A 24,039-nucleotide genomic window follows, 5' to 3' on the forward strand; every position below is an offset into this window, starting at 1 on the left:
TGATATTTGATTATCCTCATCTATAAACAAGAAAAAAGCTGCCGAATCATATCGACAGCCTTCTTACATTATATAGATTATTTTAGGATGTTGATTTTTTCAATCACAACATCATAAACTGGTTTATCGTTAGGACCTACTTTAGTAGTGGCGATGTCATCTACAACATCCATTCCTTCAGTTACTTGTCCAAACACTGTATGTCTGTGGTCAAGCCAAGGAGTTCCGCCTACTTCCATGTATTTTTCTACTGCTTCCTGAGGATATCCCGCTTGTTCCATTTGTCCTTTTAGATTCGCTTCAACAGCACCTTTTTGAACAATAAAGAATTGACTTCCATTTGTACCAGGGCCGGCATTTGCCATAGACAAAGCTCCACGGAAATTAAATAAATCCATCGTGAATTCATCTTCGAATGATTGGCCCCAAATGCTTTCTCCACCCATTCCTGTTCCAGTTGGGTCTCCGCCTTGAATCATGAAATCATTGATCACACGGTGGAAAATGATTCCCTCATAGTATCCATTTTCTGCATGAGTCAGGAAATTTTCAACCGCTTTAGGAGCTTGGTCAGGGAATAATTTGATTTGGATGGATCCTTTATTCGTTACCATCTCCACTAGTCTTTCATTACCTTGTACTTCTGTAAATTGAGGTAATACTGTCATTTTATCTTCGCCTTCTTTCTCTATAATGGTTTGATCCAGCTTTAAAGTTGTTTGATCACCAGATTGGAATACCTTATCTTTTAGATACAGATTCCAAATCGCTGCACCAAGGAGGATTATTAATAATAGTATCATGGTCTTCCATTTCATTTAAACTACCTCCAATTTTTCACTTTACACGATTCTCAAAAAAAAAGCATCTTTCTGAAGAGCTTTTTCTGGGATTGATTATGGTGCAACGATATGATAGAGAAGTACAGTAATGAATGGGGGGATAGAAATGAATGAACTCACTATCAGCGACCAAGTGATTGCACATTATAAAACAGGTAAATATGTAGGTGAAATTACAAATATCCGAACTAATGGATATATGGTTGTTAAAATACTGGCTGTATTAAAGCATCCTATGCAGGGAGATCTTCATCATCCAAAACAAACAGAGGTTGATTTTTTCCATGAGCGAAAGGCTTTAGCTTACAGGGAACAGACCAACATACCGGCGAACATGGTGAAACCGTTTATAGGGGATATTCCTGATTATACAGAATCTCTCCGCCATTCTCTTGAAACATTAAAACAGGAATTGCAAAAAGAGGAATCAAAGTGGTCAGATATGTCTTTGGCAGCTATATCGAATATAGAGCGCGAGTATTTTCCAATATGATAAACATAAAAAACCAAATCACTCTTCACTGATTTGGTTTTTTACGTCAACCCATTAAATAACTGTGAAAAATCCACTACGTCTCCGATTGTCGTTGGCTTATAGTTATCCACATACCTCCTGTCCTGCTCAATTAATGTAAACAGTTCATACGTCATTCTGGCATCATCCAAAGCACGATGCCAAACACCATTACCCTTATCCCCATATTGTTGAACTGCTTTCCACAGGCCTGTTTGATTTCGGTCACCAAAAAATTTTTGATACTCAATCGATAAATCCAACTGCTTTCCCGTTAAAGGAAATATATGTCCTGAATACTGACAATTTTGCTTCAATACCTTCATGTCCATGTTTCCCCATGTAGCAATCGTTGGAGAGTTCGGATGATCCAATTCTCGCAGTAAACTGTGAAATACCTCAAATTCCACCCCTGTCTTAAGATCATCTTCGGTAATATTCAAAAACTTCTCACATCGTTTTGTTAACGTCTGAAATACTCTGGGCAGCACATAAGAATTGTATTGATTGACGATCGTTCCACTTTTTACCTCGATAATTCCATATTCAATGATTTCTGGAAAGAACCCATTCGGATTATTTCGATCCTCAGGCATTGTAAATTCAAAATCTATGAATAAATAGTGGTCAGCCTTCTTCACAATGATACAACCTCCTTATTTTCGTGTATTCTATTGCCCTTTCCATTTTTTCCTCTTTTAACCATAAAATCAATACGATATAGTTAAATTACGAATAGACTACCGGGTGGGTAAAAATGAGAAAAATAATTGGATTTTGTATGATTTTATTACTGGTTCCGTCCCTATACGGTTTGTGTACATTAACACTGAATGAGTTTTCCAAATTGCAAAGCCTTAATCATGTAATGGACACCAATTTACAAATAGATCAATCAGCCATGCAGCTTAACAGTACAATCACAGATTCCGATGGACAAGCCATCAGAGAAATCTATCAAACAGAGAATCGGAAATATATAAAGGATGCTGATATCCCTCAAATTTTAAAGGATATTTACGTAGTTTCAGAGGATCAGCATTTTTATTCACATAAGGGGTTTGATTTATCAGCTATTAGCAGAGCGTTCATTATTAATACGGGAAGCGGGGGAATTCATCAAGGGGGCAGCACCATTACACAACAGCTCGCTCGAAATTTATTCCTCACCAATGAACGTACATATAATCGTAAATTAACTGAACTGCTTTATGCCTATCAGCTTGAGCGCAATTTTTCAAAGGATCAACTATTAAATACTTACATAAATGCGATTTACTATGGAACCAGTTCCTATGGAATTGAAGCTGCTGCTCATTTTTATTTTTCCAAATCAGCAAAGAATCTCACGAATGGTGAACTCTCTTTTCTGGCGGCAATTCCAAATAACCCTAGTCTTTATGACCCGCTTACCAATTTCCAAAATACAAAAAAACGCCAGGGTAGACTTCTGCAGCAACTTGAGAATAATAATCTCATAACGAAAGTAGAAAAAGAGCAAATTTTAAAGGAATCAATAAAATTAAATCTTTCAAAACGAATCCAAGAATTCCCTGATTATACCGATTATACGCTGGCTGAATTTCGTCAGCTGGTCGCAGAGCAGGATGGTTATCAGTTTTCTGGTTTATCTGAAAAAGAATCTAATCAATTAACAAAGAAATTAGATAACCGAATTAAGGAACTACTTCATTCAGGAATTACTATCCATACATTTCTCGATTCGGATATTCAGAGAAAAGCCACAGCAGCTGTTAGTAGCACCCTGCCTTATAAAAATATTGAAGCATCAGCGGTAGTTATTAATCATTCTACTCATGAGCTTGTCTCGTTGATTGGGGGAAAAACATATAAACCCTCAACATTTAATCGAGCCTATCAAAGTTTTCGCCAGCCAGGATCAACGATTAAACCATTGCTGGTATATGCGCCATATTTGGAAACTAATAAGGATCGTTCCATAAATCAAAAAATAGACGCACGAGCGATATGCATCGAAAATTATTGCCCAGAGAACTATGGTCATTCAACATATAGCAATCTTACTCTTAATCAAGCTATGGCCAAATCGGTTAATACTGCAGCTGTTCGATTACTTCAAAAAACAGGTATTAAGGAATCATTCCTCTATCTGGATAAATTCGGATTCAAAAAGTCAATCCCCGCCGACCGAACATATTCTGCTGCTATAGGCGGTTTTAGGTATGGAATGTCTGTTCTTGAATTATCTCGGGCATATACTGCTTTTATGAATGACGGCAACTATGTTACAGCACATGCCATCAAGAATGTTACAGATTCTAATGGGAAGATGATTTATCAATGGGATATGGAGAGTAAGAAAATATGGAGTCAAGAAACAGCAGATAAAATGCAAACTCTTCTGACTGAGGTTGTAACGAATGGTACTGCTCAATCTGCCTATATGAATAAAGCTTATATAGGGGGTAAAACCGGAACAACAAATGATTACCATGATTTATGGTTTGTTGGGATGACTGCTTCTTATACAGGTGGGGTCTGGGTGGGCAAGGATCAGCCGTCCAGTATAGAATTTTTAAATAAAAGTCAGCCACAAATGCAAATATGGAAAAGCATGATGGATTCTCTCTATTAGAGGTTCATCATGCTTTTTCCTTTACAGCGGAAGTCCAGCCATTATACTATTATACAATTTTAAGACAGAGAGACAGACTGCCAATAACAGAACGGCCCAGATCGTTACATGGAAAAATATAATCCCTATCAATCCTATACCCGATAAGGATGCACTGATTTTATACAGAAAGTATATAAAAGCGAATAATGAAGTAAGTAAAAAGCAACCCGCAAGTAACCAAATAGATAGACTACATAACATGGATACAAGTCCACCTATCAGAAAAATGACAGAAGCCCCTCTCAGCTTTTGCAGATCTTCTCCCACTTTATCCTTTGAAAAAAACAAAAGTGACAGTTCCATGAAGGTATCAACAAGAAGCTTTAGCGCAGCAAATAACATAAAAAAACAGATAAAGAACAATAATAAAAAGGATAATTTAATATTAATCTCTGATAACAACCCAGTCATGCCTGAATAGAGCCCATTGCTTTTTAAAAACACGATCATTCTCACCATAAGATGAACAGCAAAGGACAGACTAAATGCCATTATCGATAATAAGGGAAAATAACCTGTTACGTATGTATTCTTCATTTTTCGTTTTCCTTTTATTTCATATTTTCCCATTATACATCATTTACCGGAAAGGAGAATTGATTTTTTTAATTTTTTTCCTTCATATAATACATGGTTAAAACACATGAATACCAGTCTTTTCAAGTACAGTCTAATATAAATTTGCGGTATAATTTGCTATGCTGAATGTACGGATTGGTACATTTTGTTGTAATTTTTCAATATTTTATAATTTTTTAAGGGAGGTCCTTATGTCAATGCTTCACTTGAGTATATTACTGCCCTTTTTGGCTGCGATATGTATTCCGGTTATAGGCAAATATGCTCGTAAAATACATACCGGATGGTTCGTACTCATCATACCTATCGTGTTATTTGGTTATTTGTTTACGTTCCTGCCTGAAATATCAGATCATCAATCCATAACAGCAAGTTATGCATGGATCCCTTCACTAAACATTTCATTTGATGTTTATGTAGACGGATTAGGCCTGCTCTTCGCTATGCTGATCACAGGCATTGGTACACTCGTTATTCTGTACTCCATCTTTTATATGGACAAAACAAAAGAAAAATTGAGTAATTTTTATGTCTATTTACTATTATTTATGGGGGCTATGCTTGGGGTTGTCCTATCTGATAACTTAATTGTCCTTTATACGTTTTGGGAATTTACCAGCCTTTCTTCCTTCCTGCTAATTGGTTATTGGCATGAGAGAAAAGGATCCCGCTACGGAGCGCAAAAATCATTATTAATCACCTTTTTAGGTGGCTTATCCATGCTCGGAGGTTTTATTACCCTCTCCGTAATGGGAAATACCTTCAGCATCAGAGAATTAATTTCAATGGCTCCAGATTTGATAAACCATCCTCTGTTTTATTTTTCGATGATACTCGTTTTATTAGGGGCATTCACGAAGTCAGCCCAATTCCCATTCCACATTTGGTTACCTGATGCAATGGAAGCACCTACACCAGTCAGTGCTTATCTTCATTCAGCAACGATGGTTAAAGCAGGTATCTATTTAGTAGCACGTTTGAGCCCTATATTTGCTTTATCGGGTGAATGGGTATGGATTATTGGCCTGGTCGGTATCATAACCTTAATTTGGGGTTCCTTTAATGCAGTACGTCAGTATGATTTAAAAGGGATTCTTGCCTACTCAACAGTCAGCCAGCTCGGCTTAATCATGTCCCTGCTTGGCATCGGTGCGGCTTCCCTCCATAGTGGATCAGCTGAGAATAATGTATATATTGCCGCTGTTTCGGCAGCTGTTTTTCACCTGATTAACCATGCAACTTTTAAAGGTTCATTATTCATGGCAGTCGGTATTATTGATCATGAAACGGGAACTAGAGATATTCGTAAACTGGGCGGATTAATGACCATAATGCCAATCACTTTTACTATTGCTGCAATCGGAGCATTCTCAATGGCAGGCTTACCTCCATTCAATGGATTCTTGAGTAAGGAAATGTTCTTTGGCAGCCTATTAGATATAACAAAAGCAGATTTTCTTAACCTGCAAACATGGGGTAATTTATTCCCTGTTATTGGCTGGATGGCAAGTGTATTCACATTTGTTTACTGTATGATTCTTTTATTTAGAACTTTTGGCGGCAAACTTCAGCCTGAAAAATTAACGAAAAAGCCGCATGAGGCACCGATTGGATTATTGATTTCACCAATCACACTTGCAGCCTTGGTTATTATTTTTGGATTATTTCCAAACATCCTTACTTCAACAATTATTGAGCCAGCTACTGCAGCTATTCTGCCGAGCCTGTATGAAAACGGAAATCCTCCGCATCTTCATATACAAATGTGGCACGGAGTAAATGGCGCATTATTGATGACAATCGGAGTTATCATCTTAGGAATTATCTTGTATAAGTTTTATCCAAAATGGAGCAAGATTTATACGTATTTCTCTGACAAATACACATTAAACAATGTGTATAATATGGGATTAAGATCAATGGATACAGGTTCACGTCTTATTACCCGCGGATATATGAACGGGAGTATCCATGATTATTTAGTTTATATATTTGGCTTCATGATCATCAGTTTACTTTATACGGTTTGGAAAACCGATAGCTTTGCATTCGAAACTACCAGCATGACTCCAATTGGGGTATACGAAGTTATTTTGATCTTTATCTTAGTGCTGGCTTCAATCATGATCCTATTTGCAAAATCGAGACTGACTTCAATTATTTTGATGGGAGCGGTTGGTTATACGGTGTCACTTTTATTTGTTCTATTCAGGGCACCTGATTTAGCCTTAACTCAATTTGTCATTGAAACAGTTTCTACATCCCTGTTCTTGCTTTGTTTCTATCACTTGCCGAAGTATAAACCAAAGGAAAAGCGTATGCGCTTTAAATTGACGAACCTGGCAATCTCTCTTGGTGTCGGAATTACGATGACACTTATCGCACTTGCTTCTCACAGTACGAAGCTATTTGAATCCATCTCTGAGTTTTATAAAAAGGTTACGTACAAAGAAGCCGGTGGAGAGAATATGGTTAACGTAATCCTGGTTGACTTCCGTGGTTTGGATACCATGTTTGAAATTACCGTACTATCCATTGCAGCCATAGGAATTTACACCATGATTAAACTCCGTCTCACGAAAAGAGGAGGGGAAGAATGAAAACAAATGATTTAATTTTACAGACGGTCACTAAAATCGCAACTTTTATTATTATTTTGTTCTCAATAAACATTTTCTTTGCCGGACACTATACGCCCGGCGGTGGATTTATCGGTGGTCTTATGACTTCTTCTGCCATCATTCTTTTATTGCTGGCATTTGATTTAAAAACCGTAAAAAGTTTTCTGCCGGTAAATTATTTATCGTTGGTTGCTGTTGGATTGTTGTTATCTGTCGGAACTGGAGCTGGTGCGTTATTCTTCGATGCTCCTTTCCTGACGCACGCATTTGATTATTTTAATTTACCGCTCCTTGGTAAAACATCCCTTCATACAGCAGTTATCTTTGATACGGGTGTTTATCTAGTTGTAATCGGCGTGACAATGACCATTATTCAAACGATTGGGGAGAGTGAATGATGGAGATTTTAATGTGTTTTGCTATAGGAATTCTATTTACGATTTCCACCTATTTACTTTTATCAAAAAGCTTGCTTCGTATCATTATTGGAACAAGCATATTGAGCCATGCGGTGAATTTATTGGTTCTTACCATGGGAGGATTAAAACAAGGAGCTGTGCCTATTTTAAGTGAACACGCCAAATCCTATGTGGATCCACTGCCACAGGCATTAATCCTGACAGCGATTGTAATTAGCTTCGGTGTCACATCTTTCTTCCTGGTATTGGCCTATCGTTCCTATCAGGAACTAGGAACGGATAACATGGATCAACTGAGAGGAAATAAGTCATATGAATAACCTTGTTATATTACCTATTTTACTTCCGTTATTAACAGGAATTTTATTGTTATTCCTTGCGAAAAAAATAAATGCCCAAAGAATAGTCGCCTTGGCCTCTTCAATACTGGTCCTGGTAGTTACCTTTTCACTTTTAATAGAGGTAAAAACAAATGGCATTCTAACCTTGCAGGCCGGCAGCTGGGATGCCCCTTTTGGAATTAGTCTTGTAGCGGATATGCTGGCAGCCTTACTGGTTTTAACTACATCTCTAATTACATTAGTAACAATTATTTATTCTTTTAAAAATATTGATGCAAACCGTGAGAAATATTTCTACTATGCCCTTATCCAATTTTTAATTGTAGGTGTTAACGGGGCATTTTTGACCGGAGATATATTCAACTTATTTGTATTTTTTGAAGTAATGCTAATGTCATCTTATGTATTACTAGTGACAGGTGGGACAAAAGTACAGCTCCGCGAGTCTATCAAGTATTTGCTTGTAAATGTAATTGCTTCTGGCCTTTTTGTCGCTGCTGTTGCTTTTCTTTACTCTGTTGTAGGTACGCTGAATATGGCGGATATCTCAGAAAGAATTGCGGAAGTAGACCAGCCGGGAATCATCACGGTTATCGCTGTTCTGTTTCTAATCGTGTTTGGATTAAAGGCAGCTATTTTCCCTTTATATTTTTGGATGCCCGGCTCATACTTTGCGCCGCCAATTCCAATCCTGGCATTGTTTGGTTCATTATTAACAAAGGTTGGTGTTTATTCCATCCTAAGAACCTATACCATCATGTTTTATCATCAAACTGACTATACGCATACATTGCTGGAGTACCTTGGAATTTTAACCATTGTATTCGGCTGTATCGGTGTATTGGCCTATATGGATGGCAAAAAAATCATCATTTACAATATCGTAATTGCAATTGGTGTTATAATCTTCGGTATTTCAATCATGAATACCGCATCTATATCCGGTTCCATTATGTATACAATCCATGACATGATGATTAAAGCAGCCCTGTTTCTGCTTATTGGAGTTATGATGGCTAAAACAGGGACAAGTAATATTAAGCGCATGGGTGGGCTAATTCACGAATCTCCACTTTTAGCTTGGATGTTCTTCATAGCAGCTATATCGTTAGCCGGGGTTCCACCTTTCAGTGGTTTCACAGGGAAATTACTAATCATTCAGGGTGCCTTTGATGAAAGGCATTACGTTGGAGGATTGGTAGTCCTATTCTCAAGTTTAATTGTTTTATATTCCGTGATGCGCATTTTCATATTCGCATTCTGGGGTGAGAAAAAGGTTTACGATGAGAACTTCTCCAAGAAAGACAATCGTTTCTTACTATTGCCGATTGGCATTTTACTTGTAGTCTCAATATTGTACGGATTGGGCTCTGAGGTTGTTTATACGTATGTGTCTGATGCGGTTGATGTTTTAATGAATCCAACAGATTACATTCAGGCCGTACTAAAGGAGTGATGAAGATATGTCTTATCAAATATTATTAAATGTAATTCTAGCCTTGACCTGGATGTTTCTGACGACGTCAAATACAGCCGCTTCATTTATTATCGGCTATTTAATTGGGGCGATTATTCTTTTTCTATTCAGACGCTTTTTTTCGACTCGATTTTATTTGCATAAGGTATTGGCTGTCCTGCATCTCTTGGGGATATTTATACGAGAATTATTGATTGCAAACTTCGACGTTTTCAAAACAATCATCAGACCAAAGCTTGAACTGAAGCCAGGAATCTTTACTTATGAAACCAAACTTAAATCGGATTGGCAGATCACTCTTCTGTCCTGTCTGATTACCTTGACTCCCGGTACATTAGTTCTGGATATTTCTTCTGATAATAAAACATTATTCATCCATGCATTAAATATATCGGAGATTCCAGAAATGCAAGAAAGCATAAAAAATTCATTTGAACGGCTTATTCTGGAGGTGAGTGAGTAATGATTAGTTTCATCCTTCAGCTTTCTTTAGTCTGTATAGCTATTTCGATGCTCATTCTAATTTATAGAGTAATTAAGGGACCAAGCATCCCTGATCGTGTAGTGGCATTGGATGCTATTGGCATGAACTTAATTTGCATGATAGCCATCCTATCCTTATTGCTCAGCACATCGATGTTTTTAGAGGTTATCCTTCTGATCAGTATTCTTTCGTTCACTGGTACGGTTGCCTTTTCGAAATTCCTGGAGAAAGGGGAAATCATAGAAAATGAACGAAATTAGTTCCTATATTTTTGTATGTATTGTTTTAATCGGTTCTATATTGACCGTTATATCAGCTCTTGGAATACTTCGTCTACCTGATGTATATACGCGGAGCCATGCAGCTTCTAAAACATCCACTTTGGGTGTAACCCTTGTATTGCTGGGCACATTCTTATATTTCTGGCTTACAGAGGGCCATTTTAACTCCCGTATCCTGCTAGCTATTTTGTTTATTTTTATGACAGCTCCAGTTGCCGGACATTTAATCAGCCGTGCAGCCTATAATACAGGCGTTAAATTGTGGAAACATAGTGTGCGTGATGATTTAAAAAAGGCAAAAAAACAGAAAAATAGTTAATGACAGAAAAAGAGGATGCTTACAAGGTCGCTTTAGACCTTGTAAGACATCCTCATTTTTTTATTTGGATCACTGCAAGTGTACATCTGCTGATACATATTAATTCGTTCTCTTCATCCGTTATTTTAATTTCCCATACCATTGTTTTTTTTCCTCTGTGTATAATATTTCCTATTGCGGTCACCAAGCCTTCCCTTTTGCTTTTAAGATGATTCGCATTAATCTCTAAACCAACGACTGCTTCTTTCTCCTCGTCAACCATTGTATATCCACCAAGACTGGCGACCGTTTCGGCAAGAGCAACCGATGCACCACCGTGAAGTAGTCCCATAGGCTGGTGTGTCCGTTGGTCAACGGGCATGGTTGCAACAACCCTTCCTTTACTGACCTCAACTATTTCTATCCCTAATGTACCCATCAATGTTTTACTTAAATCCAATTAAAGGCATCCTTTCCATTGCTTATTTGTTATGAATTAGATAAAGAGCGGAAAAATAAAGGAGTAAAGCTTACTTACAAGTGATTCCTATTCAGATTTTTTAAGGTGAATCCCTTCAAAGATGATGAATGGGCTATCCGTAGGACTTTACAAAAAGCATATCTAGATGATGGAGGTATGGTCAAATGGATCTTCGAGAAGGAATGGTTCCAACTGTATTAGGTACTGCTGTCGCCGCTACTGGTTATGCTCTTAAACAAAAGCATAATAGCAATAAAATGATTGCCAATACACTATTTGGATTTGGGCTTGCCCATATTGCTCTTGGTGTTATTGACTTAGTCGAGCATCGCAACGATATCTAAATGAACATCATCTATCCCCTAAATAAGCAACTTAACCGTTGCTTATTTTTTGGTCTAATACAATCTACCTTCTCCTATATATAGTTATAAGGTAATTTATTTCGTAAGAGGAGGTGCCCATATGTATGCAAATCAACAGTTTTATAACTGGGCTCAAAGTCTAGGTCCTCATTACCACATACCCACATGGATCCATCCATCTGTTATGGGTATGAATTCTTATTCTTCATATAACAGAAAAGTTCCTGCTATAGATACAACAAAATTTAAGAATTCTGCTAATCGAACCGCGTCCTATCTGACTGAAGCATTAAGAATCGCCAATCAGATCTCTACATCTCAAGACTTAGCTCGTCAAATTATGGCAGCCTCGGAGTTTAATAATCTAAGCGAAGTGAATCGATTATTGCTTTCAACCGGTATTCGAATAGCTCCGTCCATCTATTACGATCCGGAGGGAATTCGGCTGGTTTTTGCTGATAAACAAACCAGTCCTCCCTGTTGTGAAGTTGGGGTAGTCATACGATGGAGCTAAAAACCAGCAGTTTGATAACTGCTGGTTTTGTTTATAAATTATTATTAATAAAATCCGCCACCATATCCATAAGGGTATCCATATCCATACGGAGGATAACCATATCCATATCCCAATGGTCTGCTAAGCAATGCTCCACCTATTAATCCGCCGGCTAATCCTAAACCAAATCCCCCGATCGGACCTCCAAATCCAAAACCAAAACCTGGTCTACCCCATGGTCTTCCCCACGGTCCGCCCCACGGTCTACCCCATGGTCTTCCCCATGGTCTCTGTCTATAATCCATCTGTAAAATACCTCCTGTGTGTTTTAATGCCTACACTATTATGTATGCAAAAACCTAACAGCAGGTAAGGGCGAATGCCCTCTTATAAGGATACATTCACATTTAAATCTATTTATGAGTATGAATTATTCTTCACCATCCAAACCAAAACGTTCAACCAATACAGCCAATGTCCTCGCCATTACACCAGTAGCACCTGATGGTCCAAGCTCATAGCTGGAACGTCTTGTTGATGTACCAGCTATATCTAAATGCACCCATGGAGTCTCCTCAGCAAATTCACCAACAAATGCACCTCCCATAATGGCATGCCCCTCTGCTCCCGGCGAATTATTAAGATCAGCTATTTTGCTATTGCGAACACGCGCTTTATCCCTTTCGGTAATTGGCAATCTCCACATGGGTTCTCCAGCTTCATCAGATGCTTTTAAGACTTCCTCAAACCAGCTTTCATGATTTGTCATTGCACCTGTCATTTCTACACCTAATGCTGTAATAACTCCCCCGGTTAATGTAGCTACATCAACTAAATAATCCGCTCCATGCTGTTTAGCATATGTAATCGCATCTGCCAGCACAAGACGCCCCTCGGCATCTGTATTCAAGACCTCAATTGTTTTACCAGCCATGGAAACGATGACATCATCTGGTTTGAAGGCATTTCCGGATATCATATTGTCTGTTGATGGAATAACGGCCACAACATTTTGTTCAGGTCTCAATTCCCCAATTATCTCCATAGCTCCAAGGACAGCGGCTGCTCCCCCCATATCCGTTTTCATTCCAACAATCCCTGCTTTTGTCTTTATTGAATACCCGCCTGTATCAAATGTAATTCCTTTGCCAACCAAACCAATTACATCTGTCCATTCAGATTTCCCTTGATATTTCAGGACAATCATTTTAGGTGGTTCAGCCGATCCTTGGTTGACGGCAAGCAAGGCTCCCATTCCAAGCTCCTGCATATCCTCTTTTTCAAGGATTTCACACTCAAACTGATATTTATCAGCCAGTCCTTTAGCATAATTGGCCATATCTGTAGACGTTAGCATATTACCTGGAAGATTTACTAAAGTCCGAGCTGAATTGGTTCCTTTTCCGTATGTATATCCAACAAAAAGGGAAGATTCAACTAGCTCTTGGTCAGCTTCCGTATATACAGAAACCTCTTCTATTTTCTTATCAGGTTCATTTTTCTTTTGCTTATATCCTTCAAATTCATACGTAGACAAAGCTAATGCTTCTCCTAAAGCGTGTGCTGCATCCTCCACCGTAATGACATCTGTCAGGAATGACGTTAAATCGACGCTAATCTTTGTCCATCCACAATCTTCGACTTTTTGAAACATTTTGCCGAATGCTTCTTTTAGCTCTTCGAATGTTAAATCTTTTTGTTTCCCCAGTCCAACGAACACCAATCTCTCCGGTGGAATTAGACCAAGTGTATGCAATGTCGATACTTTTTTCTTCCTAGCGGAAATATCTCCAACCCTGGCAAGATCCTGAAGCTTACTATTCATCATTTTATCTGCGTCCGATAAAATCGCCGCAAGCGTAACTGGATGATTAAATGCTCCAGTTACCAAAACCGGCATATGTGTTTGACTCGGATTTTCATTATAAACTTTAAACATACTACTCCTCCTGATCGTTTATCTTCATTCATGCCTTTTCTTACTGACATCAACTTTCCTTACCTATTATCTTACCATTGACATCGTAATTTAGAACAAATGATGTATTCCATTCACTGAAAAATTAAACGATTCATTCGACATATCTTGCCTATTTTACCCTTACTTTAGGTATAAAAAAACAGAGGACTGTTATCCTCTGTGAATTAGTTGCGGAGGGCCAACAGGATGTTGGTCATGGAGGCTTTGCTACAGGGTTGGGTGGTTTTAGTCTTCGTTCCTTGTAATCCGGCTTCAACGGCTAGAAACTCAGGACATAAGCATGACCTCTACAGGAGGCCTACAGGATGTAGGTCATGAAGACGTTGCCACAGGACGTGGCGGTTTTAGTCTTCGTTCCTTAAGATAGCCGCTTCAGCACTATATTTAATCCGGCTTCGGCTCCTAGCTCCTCGAGTCATAAGTGTAGCCACTGCGGGAGGGAAAAACGCCTCCCTACGTGCCTCCTCTTATGCTTGTCGGAGCTGACCAGTCGCCTCAGCACTATAACCAACACATACCGGTGCATGATCGTATGGGTCGATGATGATTCTGGCTTCTATTTGGAAGACGGTTTTTAGTACTTCTTGGTTTATGATTTCGGTTGGGGTACCGGATTTGATGATACTGCCGTCTTTCATGGCTATGATATGGTCTGAGTATCTGGATGCATGATTGATATCATGGAGTACCATTACTATTGTGCTTTTTTCTTGGCGATTGAGTTCCTGAATAATTTGCAATACGTCCAGCTGGTGGGCCATATCTAAATATGTTGTGGGCTCATCTAAGAGGATGACATCTGTTTTCTGAGCCAGTGCCATGGCCAGCCAAACCTTTTGCCTTTGGCCACCAGATAAGCTTGCGATGCTTCGATTTCGAAAGGGGGATGTTTTGGTAATTTCCATTGCCCATTCAATGATCTCCATATCTTCCTTCGTCATTATTTTATTGTTTTTACGATGTGGATAACGCCCATAGGATATCAGTTCCTCCACACCCAACAATCCCGGTGCAGCTGGGCTTTGCGGCAGCATAGAAAGCCGTTTGGCAATTTCCTTCGTTGAAACGGTATTCATATCTTGCTCCTGCAAAAATACCTTTCCTTGCTTTTGTTTCAGTACGCGTCCCATCGTTTTTAATAAAGTAGATTTCCCACAACCGTTTGGTCCAATAATAGTCGTTATGTTGCCCTTAGTAATCTCTAAGTTTAAATTTTTAAACACGGTCTTTTTTTCATAACAGGCTTCAAGGTTTTCTGTACGCAGAATACTCATATCAAAAATCCCCCTCTATGCTTTCGCCTTTTTGAGTAAATACAAGAAGAATGGTACCCCAATAATGGATACGATAATACCAACTGGCAGTTCAGCAGGGGCAATGATTGTTTTGGCAATATAATCAGAAGAGACCACCAACAGCGCACCGATTGCTGCACTCACAGGGATAACAAATTTATTTTGAACACCAACAAGATAGCGCGAAATATGCGGTGCCATTAAGCCAATAAATCCAATACTGCCTGATACTGATACACAAGCGCTTATTAAGCCGATACTGCTGAGAAGTAAAATTGATTTTTCTTTATTAATGGCTATACCTAAACTGATAGCGCTACTATCCTCTAATTGGAGCAAATCAAGTATATAGACCTTTTTTAGAATGATCGGTATACATATAAACAGCCAAGGGGCCATGGCAAATATATAAAGCCAATTGGCATCATAAATGCTGCCTGTGATCCACACAACTGCCATTTCAAAATCAGTTGCTTTCATTTTCAGCGACAAATATAAGGAAACGGCACCGAAAGCTGAACCAATCGCAATTCCAGTCAAGATGAGTCTTTCTACATCAAGGGAGCCATTTTTCCATGAAAAGGCGAATATGATTAAGGCCGCCAGCAATCCTCCAACGAGACCAAATAAGGGCATAGCCATAATGGAAAGCCATGTCATTCCTTGAAATACGCTATGAAAGAAAAACATAAATAAAACAACAGCCGTACCAGCACCGGCATTAATACCAAGTATTCCTGGATCGGCCAAGCCATTCTTCGTCACTCCCTGAATCACAGCACCGGCTATTCCAAGCCCAATCCCAACCAGACAGCCAATCAGAATCCTCGGTAACCTAAAATCAAAGATGACCAAATCGTGTTCAGGATTTACGTCTATTCGTGCTAATGTCTTTATTACATCGATAACAGACAATTGAAAGGTTCCAGCCATCAAGCTATAAACGATGACTGCTGTAATAGCGAGTACAATCAGCCATAATGTTATGTAATATCTTCGTTTTGAAACTTTATGCAAGGCCTCTTCCTCCTTTTGTTCTGATTAAATAGAGGAAGAATGGTACACCAATCAATGCAGTCACAACGCCAATCGGTGTTTCAAAGGGATAATTGATAAATCTGCTTAAAACATCACATAGACCGAGAAATACAGCCCCAAGTATGCCTGCACAAGGAATTATCCATTTATAATCAACGCCGACAAGCATACGGCTAATGTGCGGAATGATTAAGCCTACGAAACCAACTTTTCCTACTAATGCAATTGCCGTACCCGTTAAACAGATAACCGACAGAATACAAATCGCTTTGACTAATCCGGTACGCTGACCCAAGCCAATTGAAACTTCCTCACCAAGAGAAAGGATCGTCACGGATTTGGAAACCAGTAAGGCAAGGAAGATTCCAACTATACCAAATGGCACAGCCAGTGCAAGGAGCTCCGAATCTATTTGATGCAATCTCGCATTATACCAAAAACTAATATTTTGGGAGACTTGGTAATAGGAAGCCAATGCTTGAGACAGGCTGCTCAAAAACGTCCCAAGCACAGTACCTATAATGGCCAAGCGAACAGGTGATAAACCATTAGGTAGCATGGAGCCAAATCCATAAACAATTCCTGCACCGAGCGCAGAACCAACCATTGACAACAAAATCATTTCAATAGATGTCATATTCGGCAGAAAAATCATTGATACCGTAATGATAAAAGCTGAACCATCTGCCACACCCATAATGGAAGGGGATGCAAGATAGTTTCTTGTCATCCCCTGCATGAGTGCACCTGATATAGCAAGGAAGGCTCCAACAAGAAGTGCCCCTATTGCTCTCGGTAAACGGGATGTCATAATAATGGCATGGTCCACATTATCGGCATCATAATGAAAAAGGGCATTCCAGATCGTTATATAATCTATATTTTTGGCTCCATAAAAAACGGATAACAGGATGATAAGGAGTATAAGAATGGGTGCCGCACTTATTATCAGTAAAGGTATTTTCCTCTTATCCATACACTCATCAACCTTACTCAGTTAAAGAGCTGGTTGCAGCTTTGAGGAAAGCCGTCTTACTCCATGCCGTTCCACCCTGGGCAAGAGGATCCACAGTATTAACGAATACTTTTCCGTTTTTAGCAGCATTCATACTTTTCCAAATTAGATTAGCTTCTAACTCTTCCAATGCTTTCGGTTTATCAGCATTTTCACTTTCTTCAAATTGAAGGAACACATAATCCGGATTCACTTCCGCAAGTTTTTCCATTGAGATAACTTCCTGTGCCTTCGCAGCTTTTACCACTTCCGGTACCTCAAGTCCTAAATCACTGTACAGAACCGGGTTGAGGTACATACTTTCTGGATACACATAGACATTGCCTCCCCGAATACGAAGGACCATTGCCTTTTTCCCTTTCAGAGATTCACCCAATTGTTCTTTTGCTGCCCCAGCATCTTTCTTATAATCAGAAATAATCTTCTCTGCTTCAGCTTCTTTACCTGTCAAATGAGCCATTAAATTTAAGTTATCTTCCCAGTTTGTTGAGATATGGGAGTATGGGAATGTTGGTGCAATCTTCGTTAACTGTTCAGTGATATTCTCCTTCGCTTTGGAAGTCCAAAGGATCACATCAGGCTTTAATCCAAGTAATGTTTCATAATTTGGCTGTGTTTTTTCCCCTATGGACTTAGCACCAGCCAAATCATCTGCCAAATAAGCTGGCAGTTCTCCGGCAATTGTAATAGCACCTACAGGTTTAACTCCTAAAATCGCTGCATCCTCCATCGATTCAAGACTCGCTGTAGCAATCTTTTTCACCTCAGAAGGAACCGTATATTCTTTATCAAGGTATGTAATCGTTTGAGTTTTATTTTCTGATTTCTTGCTATCATCAGCTTGAACTTCATTCTCAGATTGTTTTATTTGTGTCTCCGTACTGTTGCATGCTGCCAAACCAAGGCAAGTCATAGCGGATAATCCCATGATTAATAAATTCTTTTTAATACTCATTTTCCTCTTCCTCTCATCTGGTCCTTTTTCTATGTACTCGCTTTCAATCTAACTAAACAATTTGTCTTACCAACCCCCATATTTATTGCGGAAAGTATTGAAAATGATAATCATTATCAAGTATTATATAAAATATAAACGAACAAACTGGAATTTTCAATTAATTTTATGTAAATTTTTGAATGATTTATACTTAATTTGTCAAATAATCTTTTGAATACAAATGAAAAGAGGTCAATAAATGAGCGAGACAGCCCCTAAAAATTCTTCTTGGCATCAAAATGTTTCTTTACCTAATACCTGGGATGTAGATATGTACAATCAGAAACAGGACCGGTTTTATCGTATTTTCATTTACAAGCCGGATACTGTTCCTCCTCCTGAAGGATACCCGGTTATCTATGCGTTGGATGCAAACTCTGTTTTTGGCACCTTTGTTGATGCAATGCGTGTTCAGATGAGGAAGCCGGAAAAAACAGAGGTATATCCAGCAATTATTGTTGGAATTGGTTATCACACAGATCAGCCATTCTCTCCTTACCGTGTCTATGATTTTACCAGGCCAATATCAAAAGAGAATTTACCGCCGCACCCAGCAGGCATAGAATGGCCGTCCCATGGTGGAGCTGAGCATTTCCTTACATTTATTAAAGAAGTAGTTAAACCGGAAATAGAGCGAAATCTGCCGGTCAATATAAACAAACAAACACTGTTTGGCCACTCACTAGGCGGATTATTTGTTTTACAAATTCTTTTCTCAGAGCCAGACACTTTTCATACATACATAGCAGGAAGCCCCTCTATTCATTGGGATCCGATGTTTTTTAGAAGCGAGAAAGACGCATTCATCCATAAGATAAAACAATCAGAGCGGCAAATAAAGATTATGATTGGTGTAGGCGAGCTGGAAAAGCAACACTTTAGTCATATGAATAAAAATGCTGCTGAAATTTCCGAAGACCTTAATCAGTTGCATGAATACGGGATTCACATACAGTTCAGGGAGTTTTCAGAGGAAAATCATGTATCCGTATTATTACCACTTATAAATCGCGCAATTAAACTGGGGAGTATATAAAAAAACTATATAGCGAACACCGAATTTAAAGCACAAAAAAACCGTCCATGAGGAACGGTAGGAAAAAAATATTTAACTACTTTTTATTAATAATCTGATTTCTAAATACTTGCAAGCTCTCTGTTTCATTCAAAGCTTTTAGCTCAGGTTCAGTCAGCTTGCCTGTTCCCATACTGACTACATACACCTTCAGCTGTTTTTTTCCCCATTTCTGATATACATCATCCACGGTATCGTAATATAGATCAATTTTATTCCCTTTTATCGCTGAACCTGTATCAGCAACCACTCCATACCCATAGGATGGGATAAAAAGAATGGTCCCAATTGGAAAGACGCTTGTGTCCGCTGCAATCGTTGAATATAAGTCGCGCTTTACCTTTACACCGGAATAGGTGATTCCATAGCTGGGATGGTTTGGATTTTTCCCAGTTGACTCGTACCCTGCTGTATAACCTGTAGCAATCACTTCTTTAGCCGGGTATTTATTCCAATCATCATTTTCTTCCAGTGTGGACGCTGATTTTATTTGTCCAACAGAGGAAGTTGTGTCATAGCTTGATAACGATATTTGATCTTTGGGCTTAGGATTTTCCCTAATTTTAGAATGTATATGGCGAAAAACAGGAAACTCATGAACACTAATTCCTGTAAAATATGAAAGGGTTACAACGGTAGCCAGTAAGAATAAAAAAACGAGTGAAATTGCTCTGATAAATTTAAAAGTATGGTCCATGTGACGATTTCTCCTTTCACACAAACCATTCTTCCCAATACCAGAGTATCTATTCCTTTTTCAGAACTATCTATATTTTGTTAAAATAAAAAAACCCACTAACGATTACTCGAAGAGGGTTAAAACATTCTGTATCCCATTGAACGAAGAATTCTTATAACTATACCTGAAACAATGGATCCTGCTAATCCTGCTGCCAAAATAATTGCATCTGCGGAGGCAAGGTTGAAAAATCGCTCTTTTAATAATTGAAAACTAGAAGAAGGATTTACAAAGTACTCCGTTAACTTAACACTATTAATAAAATATAATGCTGCCAAGGGATAAATTACTGCCATAATCCATGTCTTTCTAAACAGCATATTTAAAATAAAGCCCAATCCAAAAAAAAGAATAAAGAATAATACCACTGATATAATTACAACCGGAATTGACATGCCCATTCTCTATAACTCCCCCTTAGTCGTACAAAAGTAAGTTTATAGGATGGAAGAATTTTCGTCAATTGGGTTGTTTTTGAAAAATAACATTTACCGCCATTTATTTAGTGTTTTTTGTTTTACCGCTTCCCCCGCAGCATGAGCATGTTTCAGATCCACCAAGCAGTAATTGAAAATATCCTTTTCCATAGCAATACGGGCACTGATAGGCTTTTTGATTCATAACGTAATCAACCCCTAATTTATTGAATTTTCTGATAATATATCAGAAATTTCAGAAAATGAAAAGTACCCAAAAAGTCTCAGTAATCCGATGTAAGCGTATACAAATTTATTTTCCTTTTAAATACTCCCTTATACACAAGAAATCAATTATATAAATAATTTATATGCGGTGTATTGAAAGACATCCCCTGGATTGATTCCTTCAAGCGGTTTCTTATGCAGGGATGCATGCTTTTCATTTAATTCCGTTAATAACAATGAACTATCCGGATCCTTTTTAATTGTCTCCTGGTCCATAAAAGCAACATCCAGTAGTTCAGTTTTTTGCATGGAAATTTCTCCGGAAATTGGTTCCAATAAGAAAAGCAGCATATTATCACTGATTTCATTACGAATAACACCTGTTCTAAGACCAAATAACCCAATAATCTTTGTTTCAATCCCCGTCTCTTCTTTAATCTCTCTAACCACTGCTTCATCTGCTGTTTCTCCCGGCTGTACAAAACCTGCCGGCAATGACCATTTCCCTTTTAAACCACCATATGACTTCTTCACAACAAGCCATTTACCATCCTTTGTTACGACCAACCCTGCTACACCTAACCAGACGTATTTGCTTCTTTCTAACATATGAACACCTTTTCCTGGATTTTTTTAGTAATCAAAAAGCTGTCTCGAGTATAATCGGACAGCTTTCTTTCGAGGTATGTTATACCTTATTAGATTAATTTAAATTTACCCTTTTTCATGAGAAGCGGCAAGCCACCCATCATGTATAAGGCACGATTATCTATGATTTTTTTCATCGCAGCTGCTTTTGTACCTTTTAATTTTTTGCCAAAAACAACTCCAATCGCATCATCATCGCCAAGTGAACATACAGTGCCTTTTGGCTCAAATACGAAATCCTTCAATTTATCTCCTCGAATAAGAGCAGCAATATTTTCGGAGCAAACTTCAGCCTGCTGCATAGAGATTTGAGCTGTTGGTGGGTAAGGACGATTTATCTCTTCATTAATGATTAACGCACAATCTCCAATGACAAAAACATTTTCAAGACCGGGCGCCTGCAAAGTAGGTTCCACTTTCACGCGGCCGCGCATCGCCTCAATACCTGACTTTTCGATGATACTGCTTCCTCTGACACCCGCAGCCCAGATAACTGTACCCGCTTTTATTAATTCTGTTTCATCTTCGCCTTTACCAACCAGTATTCCCTCTGCCGTGCAGCCTTTGACCGGTGTGCCAATCATGAACTCCACGCCTTTTTTCTCCAATCGGGCAACAGCATATTGTACAAGCTCCGGATCAAAGCCTGGTAATGCTGTAGGTGCTGCTTCTACACAAATAATACGCGCTTTATTAGGATCAACATCATATTCTTCACAAAGAGCTGGCATACGATTAGCAAGCTCTCCAATAAATTCAATACCTGTAAATCCAGCACCGCCTACTATAATGGTTAATCTTTCTTCCTTTTTATCCGTTTGGTATTGGGAGAACTGATAATCAATATGTTCACGAATATGACGTGCTTTATTTACACTGGAAATACTGAATGCATATTCCTTTAATCCTTCAATACCAAATGTTTCAGATTCGGCACCTAAAGCAACCACTAAATAATCATATGAAACAGTACCAGTCTCACAAACTATCACTTTCTCATCTTTTTTTATTTCTACAACGGTATCTTCAATCATCGTTACTTTATTACGATCGATGATACTACTAATATCATAGCGTACTTTATTGTGATGTATGGTACCCGCTGATGCTTCATGCAGCCAAGTTGTTTCATAATGATAACGATGCTTATTAATGAGTGTAATTTCAGCTTCATTCACATTCATTTTATTCTGCAAACGCTTAGCTGTTAACAATCCGCCATAACCGGCTCCTAGAATAACAATTTGAGGCTTTTTCACTAGTATCACGTCCACCTTTTTTATATGATATAAAAAATTCAAACATCTTGTGATATCATTCACGTATATTACGTCAAAAATGTCACAAAATATTAACATTTCGCTATAGATTACTATATTCCCTTTTGGTTATTTTTTCAAGCGCTGGATATAAAAAGGATAAAAAAACTAGGAACGGTTTTACCTTTGACTTTTTTGAATATTTACTCTTATTATCTTTATATACACACTTATCCTTTAGAGGAACGTTATACCAAGATATATGGTACTATTTATTAAAGATTTATTTACAATATAGGGGGTAATCAAGTGAAAGAAGATCAAAAAGTATATGACATAACGATCATAGGTGGAGGACCTGTAGGATTGTTCACTGCTTTCTATGGTGGTATGAGGCAAGCCTCAGTGAAAATCATCGAAAGTCTGCCCCAGCTAGGCGGACAATTATCCGCACTCTATCCTGAGAAATATATTTATGATGTAGCAGGTTTTCCTAAAATACTTGCTCAAGAATTAGTTAATAACCTAAAGGAACAAATGGCTAAGTTTGATCCAACCATTTGTCTTGAACAAGCTGTCGAGAATGTTGAAAAACAGGCAGATGGTGTTTTTAAAGTAACAACCGATAAAGAAGTTCATTATTCAAATACGATTATCATCACAGCCGGAAATGGAGCATTCCAGCCAAGGCGCCTTGAACTCGAAAATGCGTCTAGCTATGAAGGAAAGAATCTTCATTATTTTGTTGATGATTTGAATAAATTTGCCGGTAAAAAAGTCGTCGTATGTGGCGGAGGGGACTCTGCAGTAGACTGGGCATTAATGCTTGAGCCTATCGCCGAGGAAGTAACACTTGTTCATCGCCGTGATAAATTCCGTGCCCATGAACATAGTGTGGAAAATCTTAAAAACTCAAGTGTAATCATTAAGACTCCTTATATACCATCTGAATTAGTTGGCGATGGGGAAACCATTAAACAAATCGTGTTGGATGACGCAACAGGGGAACATAAAGAAACGATTGACGTTGATGCCGTATTAGTTACATTTGGTTTTGTTTCTTCACTTGGACCTATTAAAGAGTGGGGACTTAATATCGAGAAGAATTCCATCATTGTGAATAGCAAAATGGAAACTAATATACCTGGTATTTATGCAGCTGGAGATATTTGCACATATGATGGGAAAGTGAAGCTAATTGCCTGTGGATTTGGTGAAGCTCCTACGGCTATTAACAATGCAAAAGCATATATGGATCCTAAAGCAAGAATCCAACCCCTTCATAGTACAAGTATGTTTAAAGATTGATTGACTGAACTAAAACTGGTCAAGACGCATCATGCAAAATAAATAAGAGGAATTCATAATGTAAGCTGCTATGCTCATACGTTCTGAATTCCTTCTTTTTTTAGTCACAACTCACTCTCTCTTTGTAGTATATAAATTATTCCCTTACGTACTAGTAAATACCAGAGTCAGGCCCCATATGAA

General features: G+C 38.4%; 28 protein-coding genes. 13 read left to right on the top strand and 15 right to left on the bottom strand.

The window, feature by feature from the left end; translation table 11 throughout:
- Positions 1-77 precede the first annotated feature (77 nt).
- Entirely contained in the window at positions 78-818 is a 741-nt protein-coding gene (locus tag AC4D4A_RS18015) for a peptidylprolyl isomerase (RefSeq protein ID WP_490997132.1), read from the bottom strand.
- Between the two features lie 130 nt (positions 819-948).
- On the opposite strand from AC4D4A_RS18015, the gene kapB reads away from it, so the two are divergent.
- Positions 949-1,335, top strand: coding sequence for a kinase-associated lipoprotein KapB (gene kapB, locus AC4D4A_RS18020; RefSeq protein ID WP_490997133.1), 387 nt, complete (start codon positions 949-951; stop codon positions 1,333-1,335).
- Between the two features lie 41 nt (positions 1,336-1,376).
- Here kapB and kapD read toward each other — a convergent pair whose 3' ends face one another.
- Positions 1,377-1,997: a 3'-5' exonuclease KapD gene (gene kapD / locus AC4D4A_RS18025; protein WP_490997134.1), complete on the bottom strand. Its 621-nt coding sequence runs from the start codon at positions 1,995-1,997 to the stop codon at positions 1,377-1,379.
- A 116-nt stretch (positions 1,998-2,113) separates the two neighbouring features.
- On the opposite strand from kapD, the gene AC4D4A_RS18030 reads away from it, so the two are divergent.
- A complete protein-coding gene (locus AC4D4A_RS18030) occupies positions 2,114-3,973 on the top strand; it encodes a transglycosylase domain-containing protein (protein WP_490997135.1) in 1,860 nt (619 codons plus the stop codon).
- 21 nt (positions 3,974-3,994) lie between these two features.
- Here AC4D4A_RS18030 and AC4D4A_RS18035 read toward each other — a convergent pair whose 3' ends face one another.
- Entirely contained in the window at positions 3,995-4,552 is a 558-nt protein-coding gene (locus AC4D4A_RS18035; RefSeq protein ID WP_490997136.1) for a DUF5366 family protein, read from the bottom strand.
- 233 nt (positions 4,553-4,785) lie between these two features.
- On the opposite strand from AC4D4A_RS18035, the gene AC4D4A_RS18040 reads away from it, so the two are divergent.
- Genes AC4D4A_RS18040 through mnhG form a run of 7 tightly spaced genes read left to right on the top strand, consistent with a single transcriptional unit; the run spans position 4,786 to position 10,536 of the window.
- Positions 4,786-7,194, top strand: coding sequence for a Na+/H+ antiporter subunit A (locus AC4D4A_RS18040; RefSeq protein ID WP_490997137.1), 2,409 nt, complete (start codon positions 4,786-4,788; stop codon positions 7,192-7,194).
- Positions 7,191-7,613 carry a Na(+)/H(+) antiporter subunit B gene (locus AC4D4A_RS18045; RefSeq protein ID WP_490997138.1) on the top strand — a complete coding sequence of 141 codons (423 nt, stop codon included), beginning with the start codon at positions 7,191-7,193 and terminating at the stop codon, positions 7,611-7,613. The genes AC4D4A_RS18040 and AC4D4A_RS18045 overlap by 4 nt, the downstream gene beginning before the upstream one ends.
- On the top strand, positions 7,613-7,954 hold the full coding sequence (locus tag AC4D4A_RS18050; protein ID WP_066106626.1) for a Na(+)/H(+) antiporter subunit C: 342 nt from the start codon (positions 7,613-7,615) through the stop codon (positions 7,952-7,954). The genes AC4D4A_RS18045 and AC4D4A_RS18050 overlap by 1 nt, the downstream gene beginning before the upstream one ends.
- A complete protein-coding gene (locus AC4D4A_RS18055) occupies positions 7,947-9,431 on the top strand; it encodes a Na+/H+ antiporter subunit D (protein ID WP_490997139.1) in 1,485 nt (494 codons plus the stop codon). The genes AC4D4A_RS18050 and AC4D4A_RS18055 overlap by 8 nt, the downstream gene beginning before the upstream one ends.
- A 7-nt stretch (positions 9,432-9,438) precedes the next feature.
- On the top strand, positions 9,439-9,915 hold the full coding sequence (locus AC4D4A_RS18060) for a Na+/H+ antiporter subunit E (protein ID WP_490997140.1): 477 nt from the start codon (positions 9,439-9,441) through the stop codon (positions 9,913-9,915).
- Entirely contained in the window at positions 9,915-10,196 is a 282-nt protein-coding gene (locus tag AC4D4A_RS18065; RefSeq protein WP_490997141.1) for a Na(+)/H(+) antiporter subunit F1, read from the top strand. The genes AC4D4A_RS18060 and AC4D4A_RS18065 overlap by 1 nt, the downstream gene beginning before the upstream one ends.
- Positions 10,183-10,536, top strand: coding sequence for a monovalent cation/H(+) antiporter subunit G (gene mnhG / locus AC4D4A_RS18070; RefSeq protein ID WP_490997142.1), 354 nt, complete (start codon positions 10,183-10,185; stop codon positions 10,534-10,536). The genes AC4D4A_RS18065 and mnhG overlap by 14 nt, the downstream gene beginning before the upstream one ends.
- Positions 10,537-10,588: 52 nt before the next feature.
- Here the strand turns inward: mnhG and AC4D4A_RS18075 are convergent, their stop codons facing one another.
- On the bottom strand, positions 10,589-10,954 hold the full coding sequence (locus tag AC4D4A_RS18075; protein WP_490997156.1) for a hotdog fold thioesterase: 366 nt from the start codon (positions 10,952-10,954) through the stop codon (positions 10,589-10,591).
- Between the two features lie 206 nt (positions 10,955-11,160).
- Here AC4D4A_RS18075 and AC4D4A_RS18080 point away from each other — a divergent pair, with 206 nt between their 5' ends.
- Both AC4D4A_RS18080 and AC4D4A_RS18085 read left to right on the top strand, forming a co-directional pair.
- Positions 11,161-11,340 (top strand): asparagine synthase, encoded by a 180-nt coding sequence (locus tag AC4D4A_RS18080; protein WP_490997143.1) that lies wholly within the window; start codon positions 11,161-11,163, stop codon positions 11,338-11,340.
- A gap of 121 nt (positions 11,341-11,461) precedes the next feature.
- The gene (locus AC4D4A_RS18085) at positions 11,462-11,875 is read left to right on the top strand and encodes a YuzC family spore coat inner layer protein (protein ID WP_490997144.1); all 414 of its coding nucleotides are present in this window, start codon (positions 11,462-11,464) and stop codon (positions 11,873-11,875) included.
- A gap of 44 nt (positions 11,876-11,919) precedes the next feature.
- Here AC4D4A_RS18085 and AC4D4A_RS18090 read toward each other — a convergent pair whose 3' ends face one another.
- From AC4D4A_RS18090 to AC4D4A_RS18115, 6 genes are all read right to left on the bottom strand, one after another.
- Positions 11,920-12,162 (bottom strand): hypothetical protein, encoded by a 243-nt coding sequence (locus AC4D4A_RS18090; RefSeq protein WP_490997145.1) that lies wholly within the window; start codon positions 12,160-12,162, stop codon positions 11,920-11,922.
- A 125-nt stretch (positions 12,163-12,287) separates the two neighbouring features.
- Entirely contained in the window at positions 12,288-13,796 is a 1,509-nt protein-coding gene (locus AC4D4A_RS18095) for a leucyl aminopeptidase (protein WP_490997146.1), read from the bottom strand.
- 509 nt (positions 13,797-14,305) lie between these two features.
- The gene (locus tag AC4D4A_RS18100; RefSeq protein ID WP_490997147.1) at positions 14,306-15,112 is read right to left on the bottom strand and encodes an ABC transporter ATP-binding protein; all 807 of its coding nucleotides are present in this window, start codon (positions 15,110-15,112) and stop codon (positions 14,306-14,308) included.
- Positions 15,113-15,127: 15 nt separating this feature from the next.
- Entirely contained in the window at positions 15,128-16,150 is a 1,023-nt protein-coding gene (locus AC4D4A_RS18105; RefSeq protein ID WP_490997148.1) for a FecCD family ABC transporter permease, read from the bottom strand.
- Positions 16,143-17,147, bottom strand: a complete 1,005-nt coding sequence (locus tag AC4D4A_RS18110) for a FecCD family ABC transporter permease (RefSeq protein WP_490997149.1) — start codon at positions 17,145-17,147, stop codon at positions 16,143-16,145. The genes AC4D4A_RS18105 and AC4D4A_RS18110 overlap by 8 nt, the downstream gene beginning before the upstream one ends.
- A 13-nt stretch (positions 17,148-17,160) precedes the next feature.
- A complete protein-coding gene (locus AC4D4A_RS18115) occupies positions 17,161-18,135 on the bottom strand; it encodes an iron-hydroxamate ABC transporter substrate-binding protein (RefSeq protein WP_490997157.1) in 975 nt (324 codons plus the stop codon).
- Between the two features lie 247 nt (positions 18,136-18,382).
- On the opposite strand from AC4D4A_RS18115, the gene AC4D4A_RS18120 reads away from it, so the two are divergent.
- Positions 18,383-19,219: an alpha/beta hydrolase gene (locus tag AC4D4A_RS18120; RefSeq protein WP_490997150.1), complete on the top strand. Its 837-nt coding sequence runs from the start codon at positions 18,383-18,385 to the stop codon at positions 19,217-19,219.
- 76 nt (positions 19,220-19,295) lie between these two features.
- Here AC4D4A_RS18120 and spsC read toward each other — a convergent pair whose 3' ends face one another.
- The 5 genes from spsC to AC4D4A_RS18145 form a co-directional block, all read right to left on the bottom strand.
- Positions 19,296-19,955: a stationary phase survival protein SpsC gene (spsC, locus tag AC4D4A_RS18125; protein WP_490997151.1), complete on the bottom strand. Its 660-nt coding sequence runs from the start codon at positions 19,953-19,955 to the stop codon at positions 19,296-19,298.
- A gap of 119 nt (positions 19,956-20,074) precedes the next feature.
- On the bottom strand, positions 20,075-20,398 hold the full coding sequence (locus tag AC4D4A_RS18130) for a YuiB family protein (protein ID WP_490997152.1): 324 nt from the start codon (positions 20,396-20,398) through the stop codon (positions 20,075-20,077).
- A gap of 97 nt (positions 20,399-20,495) precedes the next feature.
- A complete protein-coding gene (locus AC4D4A_RS18135; RefSeq protein WP_175354293.1) occupies positions 20,496-20,618 on the bottom strand; it encodes a YuiA family protein in 123 nt (40 codons plus the stop codon).
- 149 nt (positions 20,619-20,767) lie between these two features.
- Positions 20,768-21,250, bottom strand: coding sequence for an NUDIX hydrolase (locus tag AC4D4A_RS18140; protein WP_490997153.1), 483 nt, complete (start codon positions 21,248-21,250; stop codon positions 20,768-20,770).
- A gap of 89 nt (positions 21,251-21,339) precedes the next feature.
- Positions 21,340-22,557 (bottom strand): NAD(P)/FAD-dependent oxidoreductase, encoded by a 1,218-nt coding sequence (locus tag AC4D4A_RS18145; protein ID WP_490997154.1) that lies wholly within the window; start codon positions 22,555-22,557, stop codon positions 21,340-21,342.
- Positions 22,558-22,857: 300 nt separating this feature from the next.
- On the opposite strand from AC4D4A_RS18145, the gene AC4D4A_RS18150 reads away from it, so the two are divergent.
- Positions 22,858-23,856: an NAD(P)/FAD-dependent oxidoreductase gene (locus tag AC4D4A_RS18150; RefSeq protein ID WP_490997155.1), complete on the top strand. Its 999-nt coding sequence runs from the start codon at positions 22,858-22,860 to the stop codon at positions 23,854-23,856.
- Positions 23,857-24,039 lie beyond the last annotated feature (183 nt).

The organism is Pradoshia sp. Z5_111, from assembly GCF_058267535.1.